Here is a 20,051-nt window from a genome sequence, read left to right as displayed (position 1 = left end):
GCACCAGCGGATACTGGAAAGCCAATACGCACATCGCGTTGGCCGTAAGCATGTATGTAAACCACCGGGTTCCTTCCGCGAAGGATAACGATAAAAATTGAGGCATCGTGGAATTGGAATGAGCATAGCCCATCACGCAAAATACGGTTCCCAGCAAAATCGGCATAAATATCGGATCACGGCTGGCTGTCCGGAACGCCTCCCTCATCCGCAACGGAGCTTCTCCGGTCGTGGTTCCTACATGCAGATCGGAGGCATACCGGGCAAATTGAATCAACAGCAACACCCCATACAAGGCGTACACACCAGCAGCTACCATAAATGGCGCCCCCGTGGATGCAGAGCCCAGCAGCAAACCGAGCAGCGGTCCTGCCACCACACCTACATTAATGGCCGCATACCTCATATTGTAGATAAGCAGCCTTTTTTCCTTGGGGGTCACATCTGATAACAGTGCTCGCGAGGTTGGCTCGAACAAGGATCTGCACAGTCCGTTTAGGGCATTAATGACAAAAAAGGCCCAAGCCGCTTCAGCCAACGCAAAAGCAACGAACACAAGCGCCCAACTGGCAATGGACACCAGCATGACTTTACGCCGTCCGATGCGATCCGAAATATATCCACCGTAAAAACTGGCAAAAATACCGACCAGCGAACTGACCGATACGATCACTCCCGTATGAAAGGGAGATACCCCCAAACGAGTGGTCAAATAAATGGACAAAAACGGAATACTCATCGATGTCGCCATTCGACCAAAAATAGTACCTGCAATAATCGTCCAGGCCAGTGGGTGAATCGAACGTAGCTGTTCTTTCATGTATGTCTCTTGTGCCCCCTTCTCTGTCCCGACTCCTTAAAAAAACTTGCACACCACATAGAAGCGTTGTGTACAAGTCCAATAAGGAGGAATGATCTCAGTTCTGGCCGATAAATCGTTCCAGTTCTACACACGTTGCCTGATAGACAGACTGGAGCGCAGGAGCTGGGGAATACATCCGGGCGTGACTATTACATAATTATACCTGATTTGCGTCTCTACATTAACCCTGTCTCCCCAAAATGCGACAAAAAAATAAAATACCGGAAATACGGTATTTTATCTAAAAGCATAGCATACTTAACCTGAGTCTGAACGTGTACAGCTTGTTATTAGTCGTTACTTTTCTCTCTCAGCTTTGTCCCTTATCTCTGTCTCTCAGCGGTCAGTCCAAGCTTTTTTAGCAAATGAATGGCCTGTTCCTTCTCTTCCACAGACAGACCATCCACCGTCTCCATAATAACACGATGATGCTGTGGAAATATTTGCTCAAAGAAATGGCGTCCTTCATCGGTCAATTCTGCATAAATTACACGTCGATCATCTTGTGATGCACGCCGGGTGAGCAAGTTTTTTTTCTGGAGTTTATCCACGACATACGTTATATTCCCACTGGAGATGAGAACCTTTTCTCCGATTTTTTGCAAGGGCTGCGGTCCACGATAATATAACAGATCAAGTACACCAAATTCTGTTGTATTCAATCCATGGCTATGAATATCGCGATTTGTGCGGGACGTGACCGAATTATAAGCACGGGCCAGCACAACAAACAAGTTAAGCGCCAAGTCCTGATCATCTGGTTTTACAGACATAGTAACAGCCTCCGTTAGTCATATCTTTATTCAAAGATATCTTAATTGCAAACTTTTGTCAAGTTTAAGCGTTTATCTCTACTATCATTACAATTCATTATGTAAAAAAAGCCCACTCCCCACCAGTCATGTGGCACTGGTACGCGGAGCAGGACTTTTATGATGCGATCCCTATCCTTTTTCGTAAAAGCACATAGCCAGCGCGGCCACAACATACACCCACAACATTCAGGATGATATCGTCCACATCCATTGTACCTGCGCCAAGCAGCATTTGGGACGCTTCAAGAACGACCAGCACGGCCACCACCGTTAACAGCAGCCTGCCTATCCTGCGCACTATCCTGCGCATGGACACCCAAATAATCGGCAAAAGAACGCCGAAGGGAATGAATACGCCAATATTACCAAGCAAATTAACACCCCATACCCGAAAAGGGAACGACTGCATCGCCCGCCAATATTGTCTAATTGTATCAAACGGAACGATATTGTACGAATACGGAGGTCCCGGTCGCAGGGTACGCCCAAACCCGAGAAACATCCAGTATAGCAGAAGCGCTGTATATAAAATGAATAGCACAAATGCCACATTACGAAGCAGCCGGGTACCCGCCATTACTTGTTACGGATGTCGATCTGTCCATTGGCTCGTGCGATAATGACCTGATCCGCCATATTAATGAACAATCCGTTTTCGACGACCCCCGGGATTTGATTCAAGCGGATTTCCAGCTCTTGCGGGTTCTCAATCGTTCCATAGCGGCAATCGGCAATATAATTACCGTTATCCGTCAGGTAGCGCTCTCCGTCCTGGATACGCCATTCCGCTTGGCAGCCTGTCTGCCGCAAAGCCTCCAACGTCCATTCACTGGCAAAAGGTACGACTTCAACAGGCAGAGGAAATGTACCTAGCACCTTTACATCCTTGGACTCATCCACAATAATGATTAATCGGTCGCTGTTGCTTTCCACAATTTTTTCTCTCAATAGAGCTCCGCCCCCGCCCTTCACCAGCACCAGTTGCTCATTCACTTCGTCTGCCCCATCAATGGTAACGTCGAGCCTTCCAATCTGATCAAACGGAATGATGGGAATTCCCAGTTCTCTGGCCAAATCCTCCGAGGCTTGGGATGTAGCTACAGCCTGTATATGTAATCCTTGCGCTACACGCTCACCGATTTTTTGAATGGCCCAATAAGCTGTCGAGCCTGTACCAAGTCCTACTTTCATGCCATCCTGGATCGCCTCTACTGCTTTTTCAGCCGCTTTTTGCTTTAAATTCATGCTCATATAGGCTAGTATTGATTCACTATTCATTGTATATGAAAACGTTTTATAAAGACAGATGCAGCTTTTTACCATAACAAAGACTGTTGACATCGTGTTCATACTCGCCGAATCGTTCAATCGGCTCGTAATCCTGCTTCGTATAAAGAGCAATCGCTTCAGGTTGAGCCGCGCCGGTCTCCAGCTTAATCCTTAAGGTTCCCCGCTTTCGAGCCTCATCCTCCAAAAAGGATAACAGACTGACAGCAATTCCTTGCCTGCGATAAGAGGGATCGACATAAAATCTTTTAAGCTCCATCTCTTCTGCAACTATAGGTCTAAGTCCTCCACAAGCAACAGGTCTTGCATCCATGTACACAACAGCGAAAATCATTTCCTTCACTTTTGGATTGGAAAAATCAACCAAATAAATTTCGTCGGCAGGATACCTTTTCAGCAAGTCCTCATCCAGCTTTTGAATTAATTCATGCAGATCCGCATGGTCACTCTTAACCTTTACAATCGTAAGCTTGGACATTCTTCTCCTCCCTCTTCTCTATATATAGTTATATTGACTCATATTGCAAACAATTCACAAAAAACGCGACAAATCGGGCATTTAGGACGCCTGCTATGAAAAATGTACCAAATTGACAGTGCAATTAACTCTATTATAAAGTATGATAGTTTCTGTTGAATAGTCACTTATGTACTGAACTGAATTCGATTTTCAAGTTGAAGTATAAATTGGAAAATACTGAAACACACACAGCGTTTACCTATTAAAATTTATTTTTTTATATTATAAGGTATTCATTTCATGGGCTTTTTGTACGACATATATATAGGGATACATACTTGTTCTTAGAAGGACTAAAGACCTAATACATAAAAATCAAGGGTCTATTAACTCCATTATTCCGTTTGTAAGGGGAACTTGATTATCTCATTAGATAAGCGGTTCAACACCATATACAAAAATACAACCAGGGAGTGAGCATTTTGAAAAAGTGGAGTAGCTTATCATTCTTCACCAAGAACTTATTATTATCATTCTTCAACATCGTATTGATCGGGCTAGTCCTCATCGTGTCCAGCTATCTGATCCAGCGTACGATTTTGATAGACCAACTGCACGGGCAAGTAGAGAAAATCACATTGAAGTGGGCCCAAGGCATTAAGGCGGATGAAGTATCCCAAGCCGTTCAAGAAAAGAATTATGACGGACCCGTTCAAGCCAAACTTCGTGCCTACCTGGATAATATTATGGCAACGAATCCGAATATCGCTCATGCCTATATTTTCGGGACGGAACTGGAAGGCGGCGATCAGACATCCATTGTTGCGATGCCGACCGATCTGAGAGAATCATTTGAAAAAGATAAAATGGGTGTTGGCGCTATGTACCAACAGCCTAACGTTGTGGTGGTAGGCGTAGCCGATATGCTGGACAGCGGCAAACCAACCTTCACCAGCTTCTACGATGACTCTTTTGGTACATGGACCACTTTGATGACTCCGATTAAAGATCCAAGTGGCAAAATCTTTGCATATTTTGCTGTCGATGCAGATGCCAGTGCTGTACCTGCCGGATTGACCAAGCTGCTCATTAGCGGTGCTACCATTTTGGTCATTTTCCTGCTGATCTGTCTGGCGCTTCAATATTGGGTTGTAAGACGTACGTTGACGCCGATTAAGCAACTCATGTACGGTATCAGTGAAGTAAGCCAAGGAAACCTGGATGTTCAAATTCATGCAGGCCAGGATGATTTGGGACTCGTGAATCAGAACTTTAATGACATGGTAAGCCATATTAACAGCATCATGACCAAAGTGAAGCAGACAACGGATGAAGTCAATGAATCGGCGAAGGAACTACTCGCAATCTGCGAACAAAACGGTGTTAATTCAAACATTATAAATCAGAATATCAATGAAATTACGAATAACATCCGCGCACAAGAAAAAGCAACGGGGGATAGTGCACGAGCCATGTCTGAAATGGCTTCGGTCATCCAAAATATCGCAGCCAGCTCTACTACTGTTGCAGAAGAAGCAAATTCGGTCGAGAAGCGCTCTAACGAAGGTAACGAAATTATAGGCAAGGTTTCTTCACAAATGCATTTAATTACAGACTCTGTTACCAATACATCCCGCATCATCAAGCTGCTTGATAACCGTTCGCAAGAAATTGGTAACATTATCGGTACGATTTCAGGCATTTCCAGCCAGACGAATCTGCTTGCCTTGAATGCTTCTATTGAAGCAGCGCGTGTCGGTGAAGAAGGCAAAGGCTTTGCCGTCGTTGCCAGTGAGGTTCGCAAGTTAGCAGAACAATCAGCGGAAGCAACCAAACAAATTACAACCCTAATAGAAGAAATCCAAAGTGAGATCGGACAAGCCGTAATTTCCATGGAGAAAGGTAACGTTGAAGTTCAGAATGGGATCGTTGTAGCTGGGCAAGCCGGCGAGCTGTTCAGTGACATTTTGCAAGCAACTAAAAATGTAGCATTGCAAATTCAGGAAGTATCCAGTGCAACAGAGGAAATTTCTGCGGGTACACAAGAAATGACAGCAACGGCAGACGACCTCTCCTCCACCGTAAGCAAAACAGCTGACAACAGCATTCATATTGCACAAACGGTTGATGAACAAAAAGCTTCTCTGGACTCCATCATAGATTCGTCCTATAAATTGTCGTCTATGTCTGAAGAGCTCCAAGAAATTACTTCTTATTTTAAAATTAAGGACACCAACCGTACCAAATCATAACAATCATTCTATCGACTCCAATGTTTTTCATAAACAAGTCGCTCAGTAATGCCTCCCTCCTGTTCATGCATTTGAAGGGATGGGAGGCATTTCTGGCTTTATCCATATATGAAGATATCAAACATTCAGGAGGTAAGCGTAATGGCTTCAATACTACAAAACAGTTCACAAACAGCGCCGTCCCCGTTCCTGGTTCCCTTGGATTTTGCACGTATACAACGCAAGCATACATACTCTACTTATCGAGTAGAGCTAGAACCGTCCATCGCTGAGCTGCTGAGCCAGCAAACAGCAGCGGAAGTCAAACACGCGTTGCTATTATCAGCGTATACTGCATGGGTATACCGTCTGTCCGCAGAAGAAGAAGTTTCTTTTTCTACTTTTGTGCCTCAATCGGGTCTGCTTACAGCCTCACTGACGATCGAAAAGGAAACGACCTTCCACGAACTGACAGGCTTGTTTCAGAAAATGCTTTGTAAGTCTGACGCTTACCTGGCAGAACCGCAAGCCGATACGTCATTCTCGGCAAATCTGCCTACAGACGGCGGTGCAGAATCCCGTATTATGGACTGGGCTGTCAGCGAAAACAGCGACTCTTATCAAATACAGATACGGTATGATGATTCACTCCTTCTGGAAACAACGATTGTCCGGTATGTGGAATATTTCGAAGCCCTTCTGCGTGGCGCACTGACCAGCAGTCATGCCCTTGTGAATTCAATTGATATATTGTCTGATGCCGATCGGGCTGCTCATGAAGCTTTAAATAATACAGTTGTTGAGTATCCTGAGCATCAAACCATTCACGGAATGTTTGAGGAGGCGGCTTCACAATATCCTGATCGTCCGGCTATTGCTTCCCACGCCGGAGAGTATACGTACCGTGAGCTGAACGAACGTGCTAATCAGGTCGCACGTGTGTTGCTATCCAAGGGTCTTGCCAAAGGCGAATTCGTGACCATCTTCATGGAACGAAGCCTGGAGACCGTTATTTCCCTGCTCGGTATCCTGAAAGCCGGTGGTGTGTACGTACCTGTCGATCCAGCCCACCCCGCTGACCGGAGTAGCTACATCGTCGAGGATACGCGTTCTCCCTTTGTCCTAACGACTTCCGCACTGATGGAGCAAGCGACTGAACTGTGCGGTTCCATTGAGACAGTAAAAGAAATTCTAGCCATTAACGGACCCCTGGCAGGCTATGCCGCAAGCAATCCGAACATTAACGTAGGTCCGGATGATCTCGCATATGTTATCTATACATCCGGCTCGACAGGCAAACCGAAAGGTGCCTTGATCGCTCACCGCGGGGTCGTTAACCTGGGGGCTGTTGTGCAACGCGATTGCGATATCACATCTCAGGATGTATTGACCCAATTCGCGACCTATAGCTTTGATGCATCTGTTTGGGATACGATTGGAGCCTTGTTCTACGGTGCAAAGCTGTACCTGCTGTCTTCCGAAGAACGTGTATCTGTTGAAGAATTCGCAGAAGCCATCGCACGTACCGGTACGACGATTATTACCATTTTGCCAACTGTATTCTTTAATCAGCTGTCTACGTACTTATCAGACGAAGGCTATCGCAAACTCGCCAAAGTACGGATTGTTACCGTGGCAGGCGAAGCGCTGTACGGCTCACAGGTTCGAGCGTTCCAGCGCAAATTCGGTACAGATACAGACATTGTCAACGTATATGGACCGACCGAGTGCACCGTGGCGACGACGACCCACCGTGTTCGTGGTGCTGTGCCTGAGCATGTCGTTAACATTCCGATCGGCAAACCTATCTACAATTACAAAGTCTACATCGTCAACGAGGATAACAAGCTGTGCCCTGTCAATATTCCAGGTGAAGTGTGCATTGCTACTCCTGCGTTGGCCCATGGCTACCTCCATCAGCCGGAGCGTACAGCCCAATCGTTCGTGGACAACCCTTTTGTTCCGGGTGAAAAAATGTACCGCTCGGGTGATATCGCCAAGCTGCTGCCAGACGGCACGATTGAATACGTAAGCCGGAAGGATTCGCAGCTCAAAATTCGGGGAAACCGGATCGAAATTGGGGAGATTGAGGACCACTTCTCCAAACATCCGGGCGTTCAGGACGTGGCGGTCGTAGCCGTCAAGGATCATACGGATCAAAATATGCTGGTGGGCTATTTCACCACTTCAGACGGACAATCCATCCCGCAGGACGTGATTCAGTCTTATATCGGGAGCAAGCTGCCCTCCTATTTTGTACCGAGCCATGTCGTGCATCTGGAAGCCATGCCGATTTCACCGACTGGCAAGATTGACCGGAAAAAGCTGGCCCTGCTCCCGCTTCCCGAAGTACCTGACCTTTCATTTGGCGGAGAGCCTGTCCGGGAAGGGACCGAAACGCTCATTGCGGAAGCATGGGCACAAGTGCTTGGCAAAAACAATATTGGCGCAACCGATGATTTTTTCCTGATCGGAGGCGATTCGCTTCGTGTCATTCATGTACTGGCTATTCTGAAGCCGCGTTATGGCGCACTGCGTATCGGAGATTTTTTCCGCTATAAAACCATTCGTGAGCTTGCAGAATACGTGGAGCAATTAGGCACAGAACAAGCGCCACCACGCAAAGCAGTGACGGTTCCTCAAGAAAAAACAGACCTGAATGAGCATCCGATCGAGCTGTCCAGCAATTCGGATATCGCTGAAGTGCGCGACATGCGTGTTATTTTGTTGACCGGAGCTACAGGCTATCTTGGTTCACACATTTTGTATGACCTGCTTCAACGGACAGAAGCCCAAGTATACGCGATGGTACGCCCTTCCCAGGACGGTCCATCCGGTATCGAGCGTATTCAATCTGTCATGACAGGATATTTCGGACCTGGTATCTCTGACTTGATCGAGGGACGAGTCCAACCCGTATATGGAGATCTGGAGCAGGCAGACCTTGGCCTCTCTTCCGTAGACCGCCATATGCTGGAGCATCTAATCGAAGGCATCATTCACAGCGCCGCTGACGTCCGCCATTTTGGTGATTCAGCAGCCTTTGATCGTACGAATGTGACCGGGACGCTGGAGCTGCTGAAAATCGCTCAAGCGAAGCCGGGAGTATCCTTCCATCATGTCTCAACGATGGGCATACCGGAGGATCTGGCAAACGAGGGAAAATGGGAATCCGTATTGGATCTGTCTTCCTTCACGGATGATCTGAGCGTGGACAACCTGTACACGAACAGTAAACTGGCGGCAGAAAAGCTGTTGTTCCAAGCGGCTCAAGCAGGTACGCCTGTCTCCATCTATCGTGCAGGTAATTTGACGGCCCACTCGGCGAACGGACGCTTCCAGCGCAATATCGACAGCAACGCCTACTATCGTATGATCAAAGCGATGCTGCTGCTGGGCAAGGCGCCGCAGGCCGATTGGCATACAGACTTCACGCCGATTGATTATGCTAGCCGCGCGATCGTAGAGCTGTCCGTTCATCAAAAAAGCGCGAACCGCATTTTCCATATCTGCAATCCGAACCCGCTTCCGTATGACGAGCTGATTGCTATGGTAAACAAGCTGGGCTATGCTGTGGAAACCCTGCCTTTTGACGATTACAGTGCTTGGCTGCTGAATCCGTCTTCCGGTATTCAGGAGGATGCACTCCACCTCGCTATGGGGCAGCTTGAAGGCGACGGAGCCAAGGATTCTGCTTATCGGTACGGATGCACTGTAACCACGTCTCTGCTGGAGCAGGCTGGCGTCCAATGCCCGGTAACCGATCTGAATTTTATTCGAAACATGATCCAACATGCCGTCGAGATCGGTTATTTCCCGGCTTCATCATCGGTATCCGCAAAAGCAACACAGAGGTAACAAAGTTGTGATATTTCCCCCGCGTGTATTAGGTATGATAGACTAGATTTTGCTAGTTTCATCTTTAGTATTAAACCTCAATACTCAGAATTTTTTGCATGCGGGGGATGTCATTCAAATGAAACGCACTATATTTAAAAGAGCACTACTGATTATGAGCTTGATCGCTGTTTTAGGAATTTTGGTGTATGAAGCACGTGCCATTTATCATACGCCTGCAGTTAAAGGGACTCACCGTACACGCACGGCTAATGCGGATCGACTGGTACGCCATCTTTTCTCGCTGACGCCTACACCGGATAAAGTATATTACCAGAACAAAGTCATTGTCCTGATGTATCATGAGGTGACCAAGTCCCCGCCTGATCCCGGTGCACTGAAGCTCAGTAATTTTACGAAGCAATTGGACGAAATGAAAGCGAACGGCTTCCGCTGGATTACGATGAAAGAATATACGAACTTTATTTTACATAAAGCCAAGGTTCCCGATAATGCGGTACTCATGACATTCGACGACGGCTATGAATCCTTTTATACGGACACCTTTCCCGTGTTAAAAGCATACCGCGTACCGGCAACCAATTTTCTCATCACATCCACAATCAGCAATCCCAAGCACATTGGTATTCGAAAGCTGACATGGGATCAAATTCAGCAAATGCATGCCGAGGGGATTGATTTTTATAATCATACCAATGACCAGCATGCGTATGGATACTCTAATACAGCACGTACCAAGCAGAAGCCCCTATTGATGGGTCCGATGTATTCGAAAAAGCTGGGGCGGATGGAAACCGAGGATGAGTTTAAACAGCGAGTTTACACCGATCTGGATACGGCTGATAAGAAGCTGTTCAAGCATCTGCACAATGATCAGAAGGTACTTGCTTTTCCTTATGGCGGATATACTGAAGAAACGCTAAAGATTTGCCGTTCCCTGGGCATAGACGTCACGTTCACGGTGAAACGTGGCATTAATTCACCGGGACAAACGAATGGCTACCGCGTCAATGCAGGCGGAATACACAACATTCCGGAAGTCTTGGTGCAGTATATGAAGGAGGGTGCTCCCCTTCGGCCATTGCCTTTTGCCCAAGGTCCCAACAAGGTATCATAAAACCGTTGTCTAGCTCATTTCAAGATCAAAAAGAACCTTTAAACCATGTGTAGGGTCATTCCCGTCCCTATGCTCTGGTTTAAAGGTTCTTTTGGATTGATGAGATAAAAATTAGGGCCAAATGCGAATCGCCGCAATAACAGCCAAATGCACCGGGTAAAAGCTGCGCCACAGCCAACGCGGAACCCGACTATAAAATCCGCTCTCTCCGGCTGCAAAACAGGCAATCAGAATGCTGGACAGCAGACTAAAATGCTGGATATTCGCATGGTGCACCAGATCATACACCACGTTCAAAGCAAAATGGGCAGCAACCATCATATATGAACGTGTATATCTATATATAAGGACAAGCAGCAGCCCATAGGCTCCGTAATCCATCATGCTAAGCTCCATGATCAGAGCTGTCAGGACATACAGGCACGTAATTGCAGCCCAATGCTTCAAGCGGGACGCAGCAGCCAGCGCCAGCAATGAAGCCAACAGCGTCCAGACTACATTCGGCCTGTACACATCAAATGCCAGCATATAGGGTAATTGGGAAATCAGGGCGAGCCCAAGTAGACGGAGCATGTAGCTTCGCATATCTCTTGTCCGGGCATACCCCAAATACAGCGCGTACGCATAAATGGGAAAAGCAAGCCTGCCAGCAATTCTCCAAGCCGGATCTGCCGGGAAAAACACAAGTCCGACATGGTCAATCAGCATCGTCAGCATGGCCAACCAGTACATATAAGGCCCCCTTATTGTTTTATGTCCTTTCCTCCGTCAGGCTCAAAATGGCGTTCATGATGTCCGTTTTTGTAACCCGTCCCACCAGGCCCTTAATTTGAGTTGGGTAGGCATATTGCTCGTCCAGAACCGGAAGGCAATTGACCTGATGACGCACCAGCCTCGATATGGCGTCCAGCAAAGAATCCCCCGGAAGCAGCGTTGTCATCTGTGCCCGTCGCGTCATAGCCATAGTCACGGGAACAGTGTGAAGATCGGTATGCCCCAGCATGACCTTCAGCAAATCCTTGCGGGTAACAATGCCAATGAACTCCTGCTCCTCCCCTGTAACCATTAGCGTGCCTGTATTTTGCTGAAATAGCATCAACACGGCATCATAGGCGGTAGCATCGCCGGATATCAAGATCGGTTCACTAAGTATATCAGCCACAGTCAGCTTTTTCAGCATACTGCCGACATGGCTATCATATTTTGGGTAACGCCCTGGCAAGTACCCTACCTTGGGCTTGGCATCCACCAGCCCGAGCATCACGAGCAAAGCCAAATCAGACCGGAGCGTCGGTCGTGTCAGCCCCAGCTCTTCGGCAATTTTGTCCCCCGTAACAGGCGCCAGGCGCTGGACAATATCAACGATTTCACGCTGCCTTTCGGACAGTTGAATCATGATTACCTCCTTATAAAATAGGGTAGTATACATTATAGATGAGCATAGATCGGCAAATTTCAGCATTTTCCGACAATTCATCAAATTTTAATCATGTAGCGCTTGTTTTCAAATTTAAAATGTGTCACAATTAAACATGTAATACATACTAATTATAAGTTTAACGTGTGCAATAAGCTACATTTAAATATGTTCATGCACATCGTGCTTGATATGTATTATGTATGATAAAACCCTGAGGAGGAAATCAAATGAAATTTTTCTTGGATACTGGTAACATTGAAGAAATCAAACGTATTGAACGTTTGGGTCTGGTTGATGGTGTAACAACGAACCCTTCGCTGATCGCCAAGGAAGGCCGAGTGTTCAAGGAAGTCATTCAGGAGATTTGCAGTATCGTCGAAGGCCCTGTAAGCGCTGAGGTTATTGGCCTGAAGGCTGAAGATATGCTCAAGGAAGCTTATGACATTGCGAAATGGGCACCTAACGTCGTTATCAAGCTGCCTATGACCGAAGATGGCTTGTACGCTTGTAACGAGCTGACCAAGAACGGAATCAAAACGAATGTAACACTGATTTTCTCCGCAGCTCAAGGTCTGATGGCTGCCAAAGCTGGCGCTACTTTTATCAGCCCATTCGTAGGCCGTCTGGACGATATTGCTGTTGACGGTATGAAGCTGATTCGTGATCTGAGACAAATTTTGGATTTCCATGATCTGAAATCCGAAATCATCGCGGCTTCGATCCGTAACATCAGGCATGTGGAAGATGCTGCTCTGGCTGGCGCGCATATCGCCACCATTCCAGGCTCCTTGCTTCCTTCCCTGTGGAAACACCCACTGACAGACAGCGGTATTGAACGCTTCCTGAAGGACTGGGAAACCGTACCTAAGGCTTAATTCGCCATGGATGGCAAACTATATTGCGTTACACGAACAGCCCGTATACTGCGGGCTGTTTTTTGCTCATTTCCCCTCTCCCTCCCTCAAGGTAGCTGCATTGGCAACATTCATCACTTCCCTCCTTACACAAATTTTTTTGACAAAACAATTTGTTTTACATATAATTGTTTAAACAATTAATTGATTTCGGAATAATTTATATAGGAAAAAAACAGAAAGGGGTAGCTTATGAATGACTTACCTATTGGCATGCTGCTGGGGATTACCCATCGTAAAATGAGTCAGCAGCTCTCACTTTCCCTTAAACCTTATGATATTTCCCCAGAGCAATGGTTGGTTCTGTACCAAATCTACCAGGCCGAGGGTTTAAATCAGAAGGAAATTGCAGCCAAGGCGGTAAAGGATCAGCCTACCACGACTCGAATTATTGATTTGCTCGACAAGAAGGGCTGGGTGCGACGTGTGAATAGTCCCCAGGATCGCCGAGCTTATTTGCTTCATTTGACTGAGGCAGGCCGACAGCTTGTTGAGAAGACACTTCCTGTCGAACGTGATGTCAACCTCGATTTTGTAAAGGGACTTTCTTCTGACGAGCTACAGCAATTCCGCCAAACGCTTTTACAAATTCACGCCAACATAAGCGAATCAGAGCAACAAGGAGAGAACGATTAATATGCAACAAGGCAAGCAACCTCTTTGGACCAAGGAATTTATCGTTCTAACGGTTTCCAATCTATTTTTATTTCTGGAATTACAGATGATCGTATCTTCCATTCCTTCCTATGTGAAAAATGCATTCCATGCCACTTCCGTTCAGGTTAGTCTTGTGACGACGTTGTTCGCATTAAGCGCAATTGTAGCAAGGCTTTTTTCTGCACGTATGCTGGAAAAAGGACATCGCAGCGCCCTGATTTTCATCGGACTGCTGTTTGCTCTCATAGGAACGCTGGGATACAGTGTTTCACCAACGATTGCAGTGCTGCTGCTCATGCGAATGCTGTTTGGGATTGGCTTTGGCATGAGCAGCACTGCCTTTCCAACGATGGCCACTGAAGTGATCCCGTCCAAACGACTTGGCGAAGGGATGGGATTTTTCAGTTTGTCCACCAGCTTAGCCATGTCCATTGGACCGACCATAGGCATATCCATGCTGCAAAACGGCAGCTTTAACCTGCTTGTATTTACGACATCAGCCGTGATTGTTGTTATTTTTCCACTGGCTTACTGGCTGGTTCGTACATTGCCCAAAGGGCATATCGAGCCGCCGATGGTTCCTTTGGAAGAGGGACGAAAACCAGCATTGAACCGCAAATTATGGATTCCTGCCTTGCTGAATATGCTGATGTCGATTACCTATGGCGGATTAATCAGCTTTATGGCGCTTTACGGGGATGAAGCCCATCTTTCGCACCCTGCCTACTTTTTTCTGTTTAATGCGATAGCCGTACTGATTGTGCGTCCCTTCTCGGGTCGTATTTATGATAAAAAAGGGGCAAAAGCACTGCTTATTCCCGGATCATTGTTTCTGATGGGCGGTCTGATCCTGCTTTCCTACGCACACAGTGACGCCCTCATGTATGTGTCTGCATTTTGCTACGGTATCGGTTACGGCATCATGCAACCAACCCTGCAAACCTGGATGATTCAGGTCGTATCTCCCAAGCAGAGAGGCATGGCAAACGGTATGTTTCTCAATTCTCTTGATTTCGGAATTGCAGCCGGAGCGCTTATCCTCGGCATTATCGCCAAAGCAAGTGATTATGCGTGGATGTATCGTCTTTCCTCGCTGTTTATTGTGCTGTTCCTGCTGATCTATGTCATGCAGATCATCGCAAGCCGCAAATCTCAAACGCAAGTGCCTCTTGAGGGGTAATGAAAAAAAGCATCCGTTGCCATGCTTTATGGTTTCGGGTGCTTTTTTATTTAGAAATATATGTGCTTTTATTTAGCAGGAGTTTTGCGTCTTAGCTTGGAAGAAAGCGGCTTATCTCGCATCACTCCTGTTGACCCTTCGGTCGTTTTCATACGATTAACGGATGCGTCATCTGCCGTTTCATCCTGCTCCGGTTTGACTGCAAACAGCATTAACAGAGCGGCCACCCCTCCCACTCCGGCCATTACGCCAAAGAGCAGACCATGTCCACTGCGCCCCTGCAGTAAGGATACAACCGGTGGACCTAACGACACCCCGACAAAGCGCATGCTGCTGTACAAGGCAGTAATGGTTCCGCGCTCCTCTTTTTCAATCCCCTTTGTAATTAAGGCATCCAAACAAGGCAGTGCCAGCCCAATTCCCCCGCCCCCTAGAGTAAACAATCCGATCACCACGTAGATATTTTCAAAAAATCCGAGAATACCAAAGCTAATCGTCAATATCGCCAAACCGCTCAAGCCAATCCATTTCATGCGCTTCTTATGCTTGCCAATGATCTTGCCTCCCAAATAAGAGCACAGACAAAGGGAAATCAGCGGGATGGCCAGCACAAAGCCCTTCCAGACTCCATGAAGGTGATAACGGCTTTCCAGTATGTCGGATAGGTAGAATAAGACGCCAAAAATGACGAACATACAAATACCGCCCATGGCAAAAATAGCATATAGCCAGCGTCCTTTTTCGGCAAGCACCTGCTTTACTTTTCCAGCAAACTCCCGAAACGTAATCGGTTGATTCTTACGCTTGGGCACATGGATCAGCCAAAGCACTAAAATAAGCGAAATCAGACAGAGGACCGGAATCACCGCCAGTGGCAAAAACCACAGAACTGCTCCCAATGCGGCACCGAGTATCGGACTTAACACTTTTCCAAATGTATTATAGGTCTCAACCACACCCAGGTTCTTGCTGGCCTCATTCTCGTCCTCGTACAGATCACCCACAAGCGGAATGACGATTGGAAAAGCTCCTGCCGCTCCCGCGCCCTGAAGCAGGCGACCTCCTATAATGGTCCAATACGCTGCCATATCTTGAAGCAGCCATGCTCCCGCTGCAGAAATTCCCGCTCCTATGACCGTCAGCATCAAGCAGGGAACGATCACCGCTTTGCGTCCAAATCGGTCAGAAAGATAGCCTGCAATCGGAATCAGCAAAATAGCCACCACCGCATACACCGTAATCAGCATGCTTATGCGTAAAGAATTTACATGCAGCTTTCGTCCAATTTCCGGTAATACAGGAATCAGCATCGAATTACCCAGCGTCATCATCAGCGGGATGGAACCTAATGCAAGCAGGATTCCTTTATTTTGTTGCATCCCGTTACCACCTTTGTACAAGTAATAACACAGCTGTACACATTCTTGGAACAGGTATTATTGTGTTTACATAGGTGTAGATTTATGCGGCTATACCTTAAATCCTCCGACCCTTGCATTCAGGAGCTGCGACATATCCGCCAGCGTGTGAATGGATGATGCAATTTCCTCCATGGAAGCCTGCTGCTCCTCAGCCGCTGCGCTGACGCTCTGCGTTCCCCCTGCCGACCGCTCCGCAACCTCGCGAATACGTTCTACGGCTTCTACCATCCGTTCTGAGCTGCCCGACATCTGCTCCACAGACCGATTTACACCGTGAATCTGTTCGCTGACCTGGTGAATGGAGCTTCCAATCTGACGAAATGCTGTTTCAGCGGATTGCATGACCTTTACACCGGACTGCACTTCAACGGTCCCGGCCTCCATACTTGATGACACATTCCCGACATGATCCTGAATATTTTGCACAAAATGTGTGATTTCCGCTGCCGAGACCGTTACCTGCTCGGCCAATCTTCTTACCTCTGAGGCTACCACAGCAAAGCCTTTGCCCTGCTCTCCCGCTCTTGCCGCTTCAATGGACGCGTTAAGCGCAAGCATTCCTGTCTGCTTGGCAATTCCGGTAATGACGGAGCCGATCATTCCAATCTGCTCGGCCTGTTCACTGAGCAAACGTACAGCTTGTGCAGAGCTGTCTACACTTTCGCTGACTTTTACCATTTGACGCATGGCCTGACCTATCGATTGTTCCCCCGCTGCCGCTTCTTTAGTAACCGTATCAGACAACTCGTACACCTGCTGGCTTGTCACTGCAATATGCTCCAGTTCATGGGCAAGCTCCTTCACGGTATCTGTGGTTCGTGCAATATCATCGACCTGATGCTCCATACCAGACGCAAGCTCTTCCATGATCCCGGAAGTATGACGATTGGCCTGGTTCATTTCCCCGGTATTTACGCTAACCCGCTCAGCGGTGACGGATAATGTACGCGCCGTATCCTGGGCATCCACTATAATATTGCGAAATCCCTCGATCAGCTTATTGTAAGAGCTGGCAATCATACCGATCTCGTCTTTGGACATAATATCAAGTCGGCCGCGCAAATCTCCTCCGCCTTTTGACATTTCCAACAACTGCTCGTTCATATGGTGTAACGGACGAATGGAACGAATCAAAATAATAGATTGAGCAATACTGTAAATAATAATAAGAAGTCCTACAATGCTCGTGATCAAGGTTGTATTCGTCATCGTTTGATGTGCCTGTTGCACTTTCACGGTCACCATGTCATCTTGAGCCTTGACGAATGCTAACATCTTAACATCAAGCTGCTTGCGCAGAACCCGTTCATTTTCAAAATCACCCAGCAAATCGGAAAACGGCGGGAACGTGTTTCTTGTACTCCGATACCCCGCTGTGTTCATTAAGCTATGAACCTGGTTCATATAGCCATTGATCCCTGTCTTGAGATCAGCCATCTTTTTCTTCATATCCGCACTGCCTGTACCCAGCAAAGCCTCGGTCTGCTGCAGCAGCTTTACAATTTCACTCTGTTTGTTGTCGATCTCTCGTCCATACTGCTCGTCCCGAGTCAGCAAATATCCCCGTTCATCATTGGATATCCCGTTCAGCAAAAATTGAAGCGACTTTGAGTTATACGCAATCGTCTCCTCACGGTTCAAAATATCCTTGTACTCGTTCTCGCTATGTACGCTTAAGATGTAATTTGTCAGCAGCATGGCCGCAATCACACCTGGAATTAGCAGCGCGCTAAGAATCATTTTGGCCTTAATTGTTAAATTCATAAATCGATCCCCCAGTTATGTCTGAATAAAATGTCAACCTATTATATATCGTTTAATTTAGCGTATTTTTGAAGTTCTCAGGCTTTTATTTGTCGGATTTAAATGTTTAAAATGATATACTATGTTTTTGTATGCCATAAGCCTCAAGGAGGGCCTGTATGAAAAGTTTGGAGCTTACTTCGCTTATTCACGAGCTTCACGAGTTGGAAACCCGTAGTTGCCTGGTTGAGCAACAGGGGAAGATGATATTGGAATACTATCGTGAGCCTGCAATCACAAACGAGCTCTATAAAATAAATTCCTGTACTAAAAGCGTATTGTCGGCATTAGTCAGTATCGCCATCGACCAGCAAATCGTACCCCAATCGGATACGCCGATCCTCGAATTTTTCCCGAGACTGGCTGAAGACAGCGACCCTCAAAAGCGTGAAATTACGATTGAGCATCTGCTAACGATGTCAGCAGGCTTTAACTGGACGGAATTTGGCGGACAAAATTCTTTTCCGACCATGAGCAAAACGTCTGATTGGGTACAATTTGTACTTTCGCAGCCATTATCAGATCCACCGGGTACACGAATGGAGTACAGTTCTGGCTGTTCCCAGCTTTTGGCCACCATACTGCGTCATGCTTCCGGACAAACAGTAGCCGAATTCGCCGAGCAGCAATTATTCCAACCACTCGGTATCGAAAGCTATTATTGGGAAACCGACCCTCAAGGCACTCATACTGGAGGCTTCGGGCTACGTCTCAAGCCGATGGACATGCTCAAATTCGGACGGCTTTATCTGAACGAAGGAGGCTGGGACGGACGCCAGCTCATCCAAAAGGAGACGGTCCGTTACTCCACTCGTCCGTTCCTTCCGGCCGTCAAACCACAAAAAGCATTTTACGGCTGGCATTGGTGGACCTCTTCCTTTTTGGATGATACAGGTTTAGACAAGACAGCAAAAAGCACTGAAACGGAATATTATTACGCACTCGGCTTTGGTGGTCAATATATCGTTGTCGTCCCGTCATATGATATGGTAGTTGTCGTTACCGCCGATAAATTCAAAAAGAAACGAACACCTGTGGATATTTTCCGGCAGTATATTGTACCGCTGCTGCTCCAGCAAACATAGACGGTACATCAAAATCAAAGTTGAAATCCCCCTAATTAGACAACACAAGTGCAAAAAAGGGTCTGCCCGTTTAATCAGGCAAACCCTTTTCTGCGATTCACTCGCCATACTATGCAAATGATACTATGCCATTTTTACCGGCGAACGAGCGCTTTTACCTAGCCCAAGTGAATGATAAGCTCCTGCTGTCCGCTGGAGGCGGGTGTAATGATTACCCCTTGCTTCTCCGTTCGGCTGCTGCCGCCTTCCACTTGAACAGCCCCGTGGATTCCACGTAGAACTAACGACCAAGGCTTAACAGCACCCTCTGCCTTTACCGTAATGGTCGAACCCTTGCGGCTGGCAGTAACCGTAAGTTCTTCCTGACCTGACGTATTCACGATAACGGTCCGAGCCTGCTGGCCTTCACCGAGCTCAAACAAATGGAGTGACACATGCTCCGCGTAATCATAATCCGGGCGACTGTCCTCATGACCGATCGCGAGCAGCGTATTCGGCTTCACAAGTACAGGCAGGGTTGTAAAATCGTGATGCTCGTTGACCCAGCGCCCACCTGTTACGCTTTCATTCGTCAATAAGTTGGTCCACTGACCCTCTGGTACGTAATACTGTACGTCCCCTACTTTATTAAAAATTGGTGCCACCAGGATAGAATCTCCCAGCATGTATTGCAGATCCAGCGTTGCACAGGTTGGGTCCTGCGGGAACTCCAGTACCATAGCCCGCATCATCGGCAGTCCCTTTTCCGAGGATTCTACAGCCGACGAGTACAGGTACGGCATCAGCGAGCATTTGAGTTTGGTAAAGCTGCGCACTACATCTACCGATTCTTCATCGAACAGCCAAGGCACGCGGTACGACTCATTCCCGTGCAGACGGCTATGGGAGGACAAAAGTCCAAACTGTACCCATCGTTTGTACACGTCCGGCGCAGCCGTTAG

At 47.2% G+C, this 20,051-nt stretch carries 17 protein-coding genes; 7 read left to right on the top strand and 10 right to left on the bottom strand.

The features are described from left to right. From WG8_RS09550 to WG8_RS09530, 5 genes are all read right to left on the bottom strand, one after another. On the bottom strand, positions 1-820 hold an 820-nt coding region (locus WG8_RS09550), incomplete at its 3' end, for an MFS transporter (protein ID WP_007429940.1). 365 nt (positions 821-1,185) lie between these two features. Continuing rightward, positions 1,186-1,635: a MarR family winged helix-turn-helix transcriptional regulator gene (locus tag WG8_RS09545; protein ID WP_007429939.1), complete on the bottom strand. Its 450-nt coding sequence runs from the start codon at positions 1,633-1,635 to the stop codon at positions 1,186-1,188. Between the two features lie 157 nt (positions 1,636-1,792). Next, complete coding sequence (locus tag WG8_RS09540; RefSeq protein ID WP_007429938.1) at positions 1,793-2,254, bottom strand: VanZ family protein; 462 nt, start codon at positions 2,252-2,254, stop codon at positions 1,793-1,795. Next, a complete protein-coding gene (gene rpiA / locus WG8_RS09535) occupies positions 2,254-2,922 on the bottom strand; it encodes a ribose-5-phosphate isomerase RpiA (RefSeq protein WP_043890945.1) in 669 nt (222 codons plus the stop codon). Before rpiA ends, WG8_RS09540 begins: the two co-directional genes overlap by 1 nt. Positions 2,923-2,971: 49 nt before the next feature. After that, entirely contained in the window at positions 2,972-3,442 is a 471-nt protein-coding gene (locus WG8_RS09530) for a GNAT family N-acetyltransferase (protein WP_007429936.1), read from the bottom strand. 464 nt (positions 3,443-3,906) lie between these two features. Between WG8_RS09530 and WG8_RS09525 the strand changes: the two genes are divergently transcribed. The 3 genes from WG8_RS09525 (at position 3,907) to WG8_RS09515 (ending at position 10,630) form a co-directional block, all read left to right on the top strand. Then, positions 3,907-5,676: a methyl-accepting chemotaxis protein gene (locus WG8_RS09525; RefSeq protein WP_007429935.1), complete on the top strand. Its 1,770-nt coding sequence runs from the start codon at positions 3,907-3,909 to the stop codon at positions 5,674-5,676. A 141-nt stretch (positions 5,677-5,817) separates the two neighbouring features. Beyond that, entirely contained in the window at positions 5,818-9,513 is a 3,696-nt protein-coding gene (locus tag WG8_RS09520; RefSeq protein ID WP_007429934.1) for a non-ribosomal peptide synthetase family protein, read from the top strand. Between the two features lie 118 nt (positions 9,514-9,631). Continuing rightward, positions 9,632-10,630: a polysaccharide deacetylase family protein gene (locus WG8_RS09515; RefSeq protein WP_007429933.1), complete on the top strand. Its 999-nt coding sequence runs from the start codon at positions 9,632-9,634 to the stop codon at positions 10,628-10,630. A gap of 111 nt (positions 10,631-10,741) precedes the next feature. On the opposite strand, the gene WG8_RS09510 is transcribed toward WG8_RS09515, so the two are convergent. Next, complete coding sequence (locus WG8_RS09510; RefSeq protein ID WP_007429932.1) at positions 10,742-11,362, bottom strand: TraX family protein; 621 nt, start codon at positions 11,360-11,362, stop codon at positions 10,742-10,744. Positions 11,363-11,381: 19 nt separating this feature from the next. Next, positions 11,382-12,092 (bottom strand): CBS domain-containing protein, encoded by a 711-nt coding sequence (locus WG8_RS09505; RefSeq protein ID WP_052310857.1) that lies wholly within the window; start codon positions 12,090-12,092, stop codon positions 11,382-11,384. Positions 12,093-12,277: 185 nt separating this feature from the next. On the opposite strand from WG8_RS09505, the gene fsa reads away from it, so the two are divergent. From fsa to WG8_RS09490, 3 genes are all read left to right on the top strand, one after another. Further along, a complete protein-coding gene (gene fsa, locus WG8_RS09500) occupies positions 12,278-12,925 on the top strand; it encodes a fructose-6-phosphate aldolase (protein WP_007429930.1) in 648 nt (215 codons plus the stop codon). Between the two features lie 231 nt (positions 12,926-13,156). Then, positions 13,157-13,600 carry a MarR family winged helix-turn-helix transcriptional regulator gene (locus tag WG8_RS09495; protein WP_007429929.1) on the top strand — a complete coding sequence of 148 codons (444 nt, stop codon included), beginning with the start codon at positions 13,157-13,159 and terminating at the stop codon, positions 13,598-13,600. 1 nt (position 13,601) lies between these two features. Continuing rightward, on the top strand, positions 13,602-14,801 hold the full coding sequence (locus WG8_RS09490) for an MFS transporter (RefSeq protein WP_007429928.1): 1,200 nt from the start codon (positions 13,602-13,604) through the stop codon (positions 14,799-14,801). A 68-nt stretch (positions 14,802-14,869) separates the two neighbouring features. On the opposite strand, the gene WG8_RS09485 is transcribed toward WG8_RS09490, so the two are convergent. Together WG8_RS09485 and WG8_RS09480 are read right to left on the bottom strand one after the other, a co-directional pair. Beyond that, positions 14,870-16,180 (bottom strand): MFS transporter, encoded by a 1,311-nt coding sequence (locus WG8_RS09485; RefSeq protein ID WP_007429927.1) that lies wholly within the window; start codon positions 16,178-16,180, stop codon positions 14,870-14,872. 90 nt (positions 16,181-16,270) lie between these two features. Further along, on the bottom strand, positions 16,271-17,986 hold the full coding sequence (locus WG8_RS09480; RefSeq protein WP_007429926.1) for a methyl-accepting chemotaxis protein: 1,716 nt from the start codon (positions 17,984-17,986) through the stop codon (positions 16,271-16,273). 158 nt (positions 17,987-18,144) lie between these two features. Between WG8_RS09480 and WG8_RS09475 the strand changes: the two genes are divergently transcribed. Next, positions 18,145-19,110: a serine hydrolase domain-containing protein gene (locus WG8_RS09475; RefSeq protein ID WP_007429925.1), complete on the top strand. Its 966-nt coding sequence runs from the start codon at positions 18,145-18,147 to the stop codon at positions 19,108-19,110. A gap of 158 nt (positions 19,111-19,268) precedes the next feature. Here the strand turns inward: WG8_RS09475 and WG8_RS28250 are convergent. Then, positions 19,269-20,051: TIM-barrel domain-containing protein (locus tag WG8_RS28250; protein WP_007429924.1), on the bottom strand; the 783-nt coding region annotated here is incomplete at its 5' end.

Origin of the sequence: Paenibacillus sp. Aloe-11 (assembly GCF_000245715.1) — a bacterium.
Lineage (GTDB): Bacteria > Bacillota > Bacilli > Paenibacillales > Paenibacillaceae > Paenibacillus > Paenibacillus kribbensis.
The sequence above is the reverse complement of the archived record's forward strand: the minus strand, read 5'-3'. Positions and strand labels throughout refer to the sequence as shown.

Coding starts and splice junctions, on each gene's coding strand:
- WG8_RS09545 (WP_007429939.1), bottom strand. CDS start 1,635: ATGTCTGTAAAACCAGATGATCAGGACTTGGCGCTTAACTTGTTTGTT.
- WG8_RS09540 (WP_007429938.1), bottom strand. CDS start 2,254: ATGGCGGGTACCCGGCTGCTTCGTAATGTGGCATTTGTGCTATTCATT.
- rpiA (WP_043890945.1), bottom strand. CDS start 2,922: ATGAATTTAAAGCAAAAAGCGGCTGAAAAAGCAGTAGAGGCGATCCAG.
- WG8_RS09530 (WP_007429936.1), bottom strand. CDS start 3,442: ATGTCCAAGCTTACGATTGTAAAGGTTAAGAGTGACCATGCGGATCTG.
- WG8_RS09520 (WP_007429934.1), top strand. CDS start 5,818: ATGGCTTCAATACTACAAAACAGTTCACAAACAGCGCCGTCCCCGTTC.
- WG8_RS09515 (WP_007429933.1), top strand. CDS start 9,632: ATGAAACGCACTATATTTAAAAGAGCACTACTGATTATGAGCTTGATC.
- WG8_RS09510 (WP_007429932.1), bottom strand. CDS start 11,362: ATGTACTGGTTGGCCATGCTGACGATGCTGATTGACCATGTCGGACTT.
- WG8_RS09505 (WP_052310857.1), bottom strand. CDS start 12,092: ATGCTGAAATTTGCCGATCTATGCTCATCTATAATGTATACTACCCTA.
- fsa (WP_007429930.1), top strand. CDS start 12,278: ATGAAATTTTTCTTGGATACTGGTAACATTGAAGAAATCAAACGTATT.
- WG8_RS09495 (WP_007429929.1), top strand. CDS start 13,157: ATGAATGACTTACCTATTGGCATGCTGCTGGGGATTACCCATCGTAAA.
- WG8_RS09490 (WP_007429928.1), top strand. CDS start 13,602: ATGCAACAAGGCAAGCAACCTCTTTGGACCAAGGAATTTATCGTTCTA.
- WG8_RS09485 (WP_007429927.1), bottom strand. CDS start 16,180: ATGCAACAAAATAAAGGAATCCTGCTTGCATTAGGTTCCATCCCGCTG.
- WG8_RS09480 (WP_007429926.1), bottom strand. CDS start 17,986: ATGAATTTAACAATTAAGGCCAAAATGATTCTTAGCGCGCTGCTAATT.
- WG8_RS09475 (WP_007429925.1), top strand. CDS start 18,145: ATGAAAAGTTTGGAGCTTACTTCGCTTATTCACGAGCTTCACGAGTTG.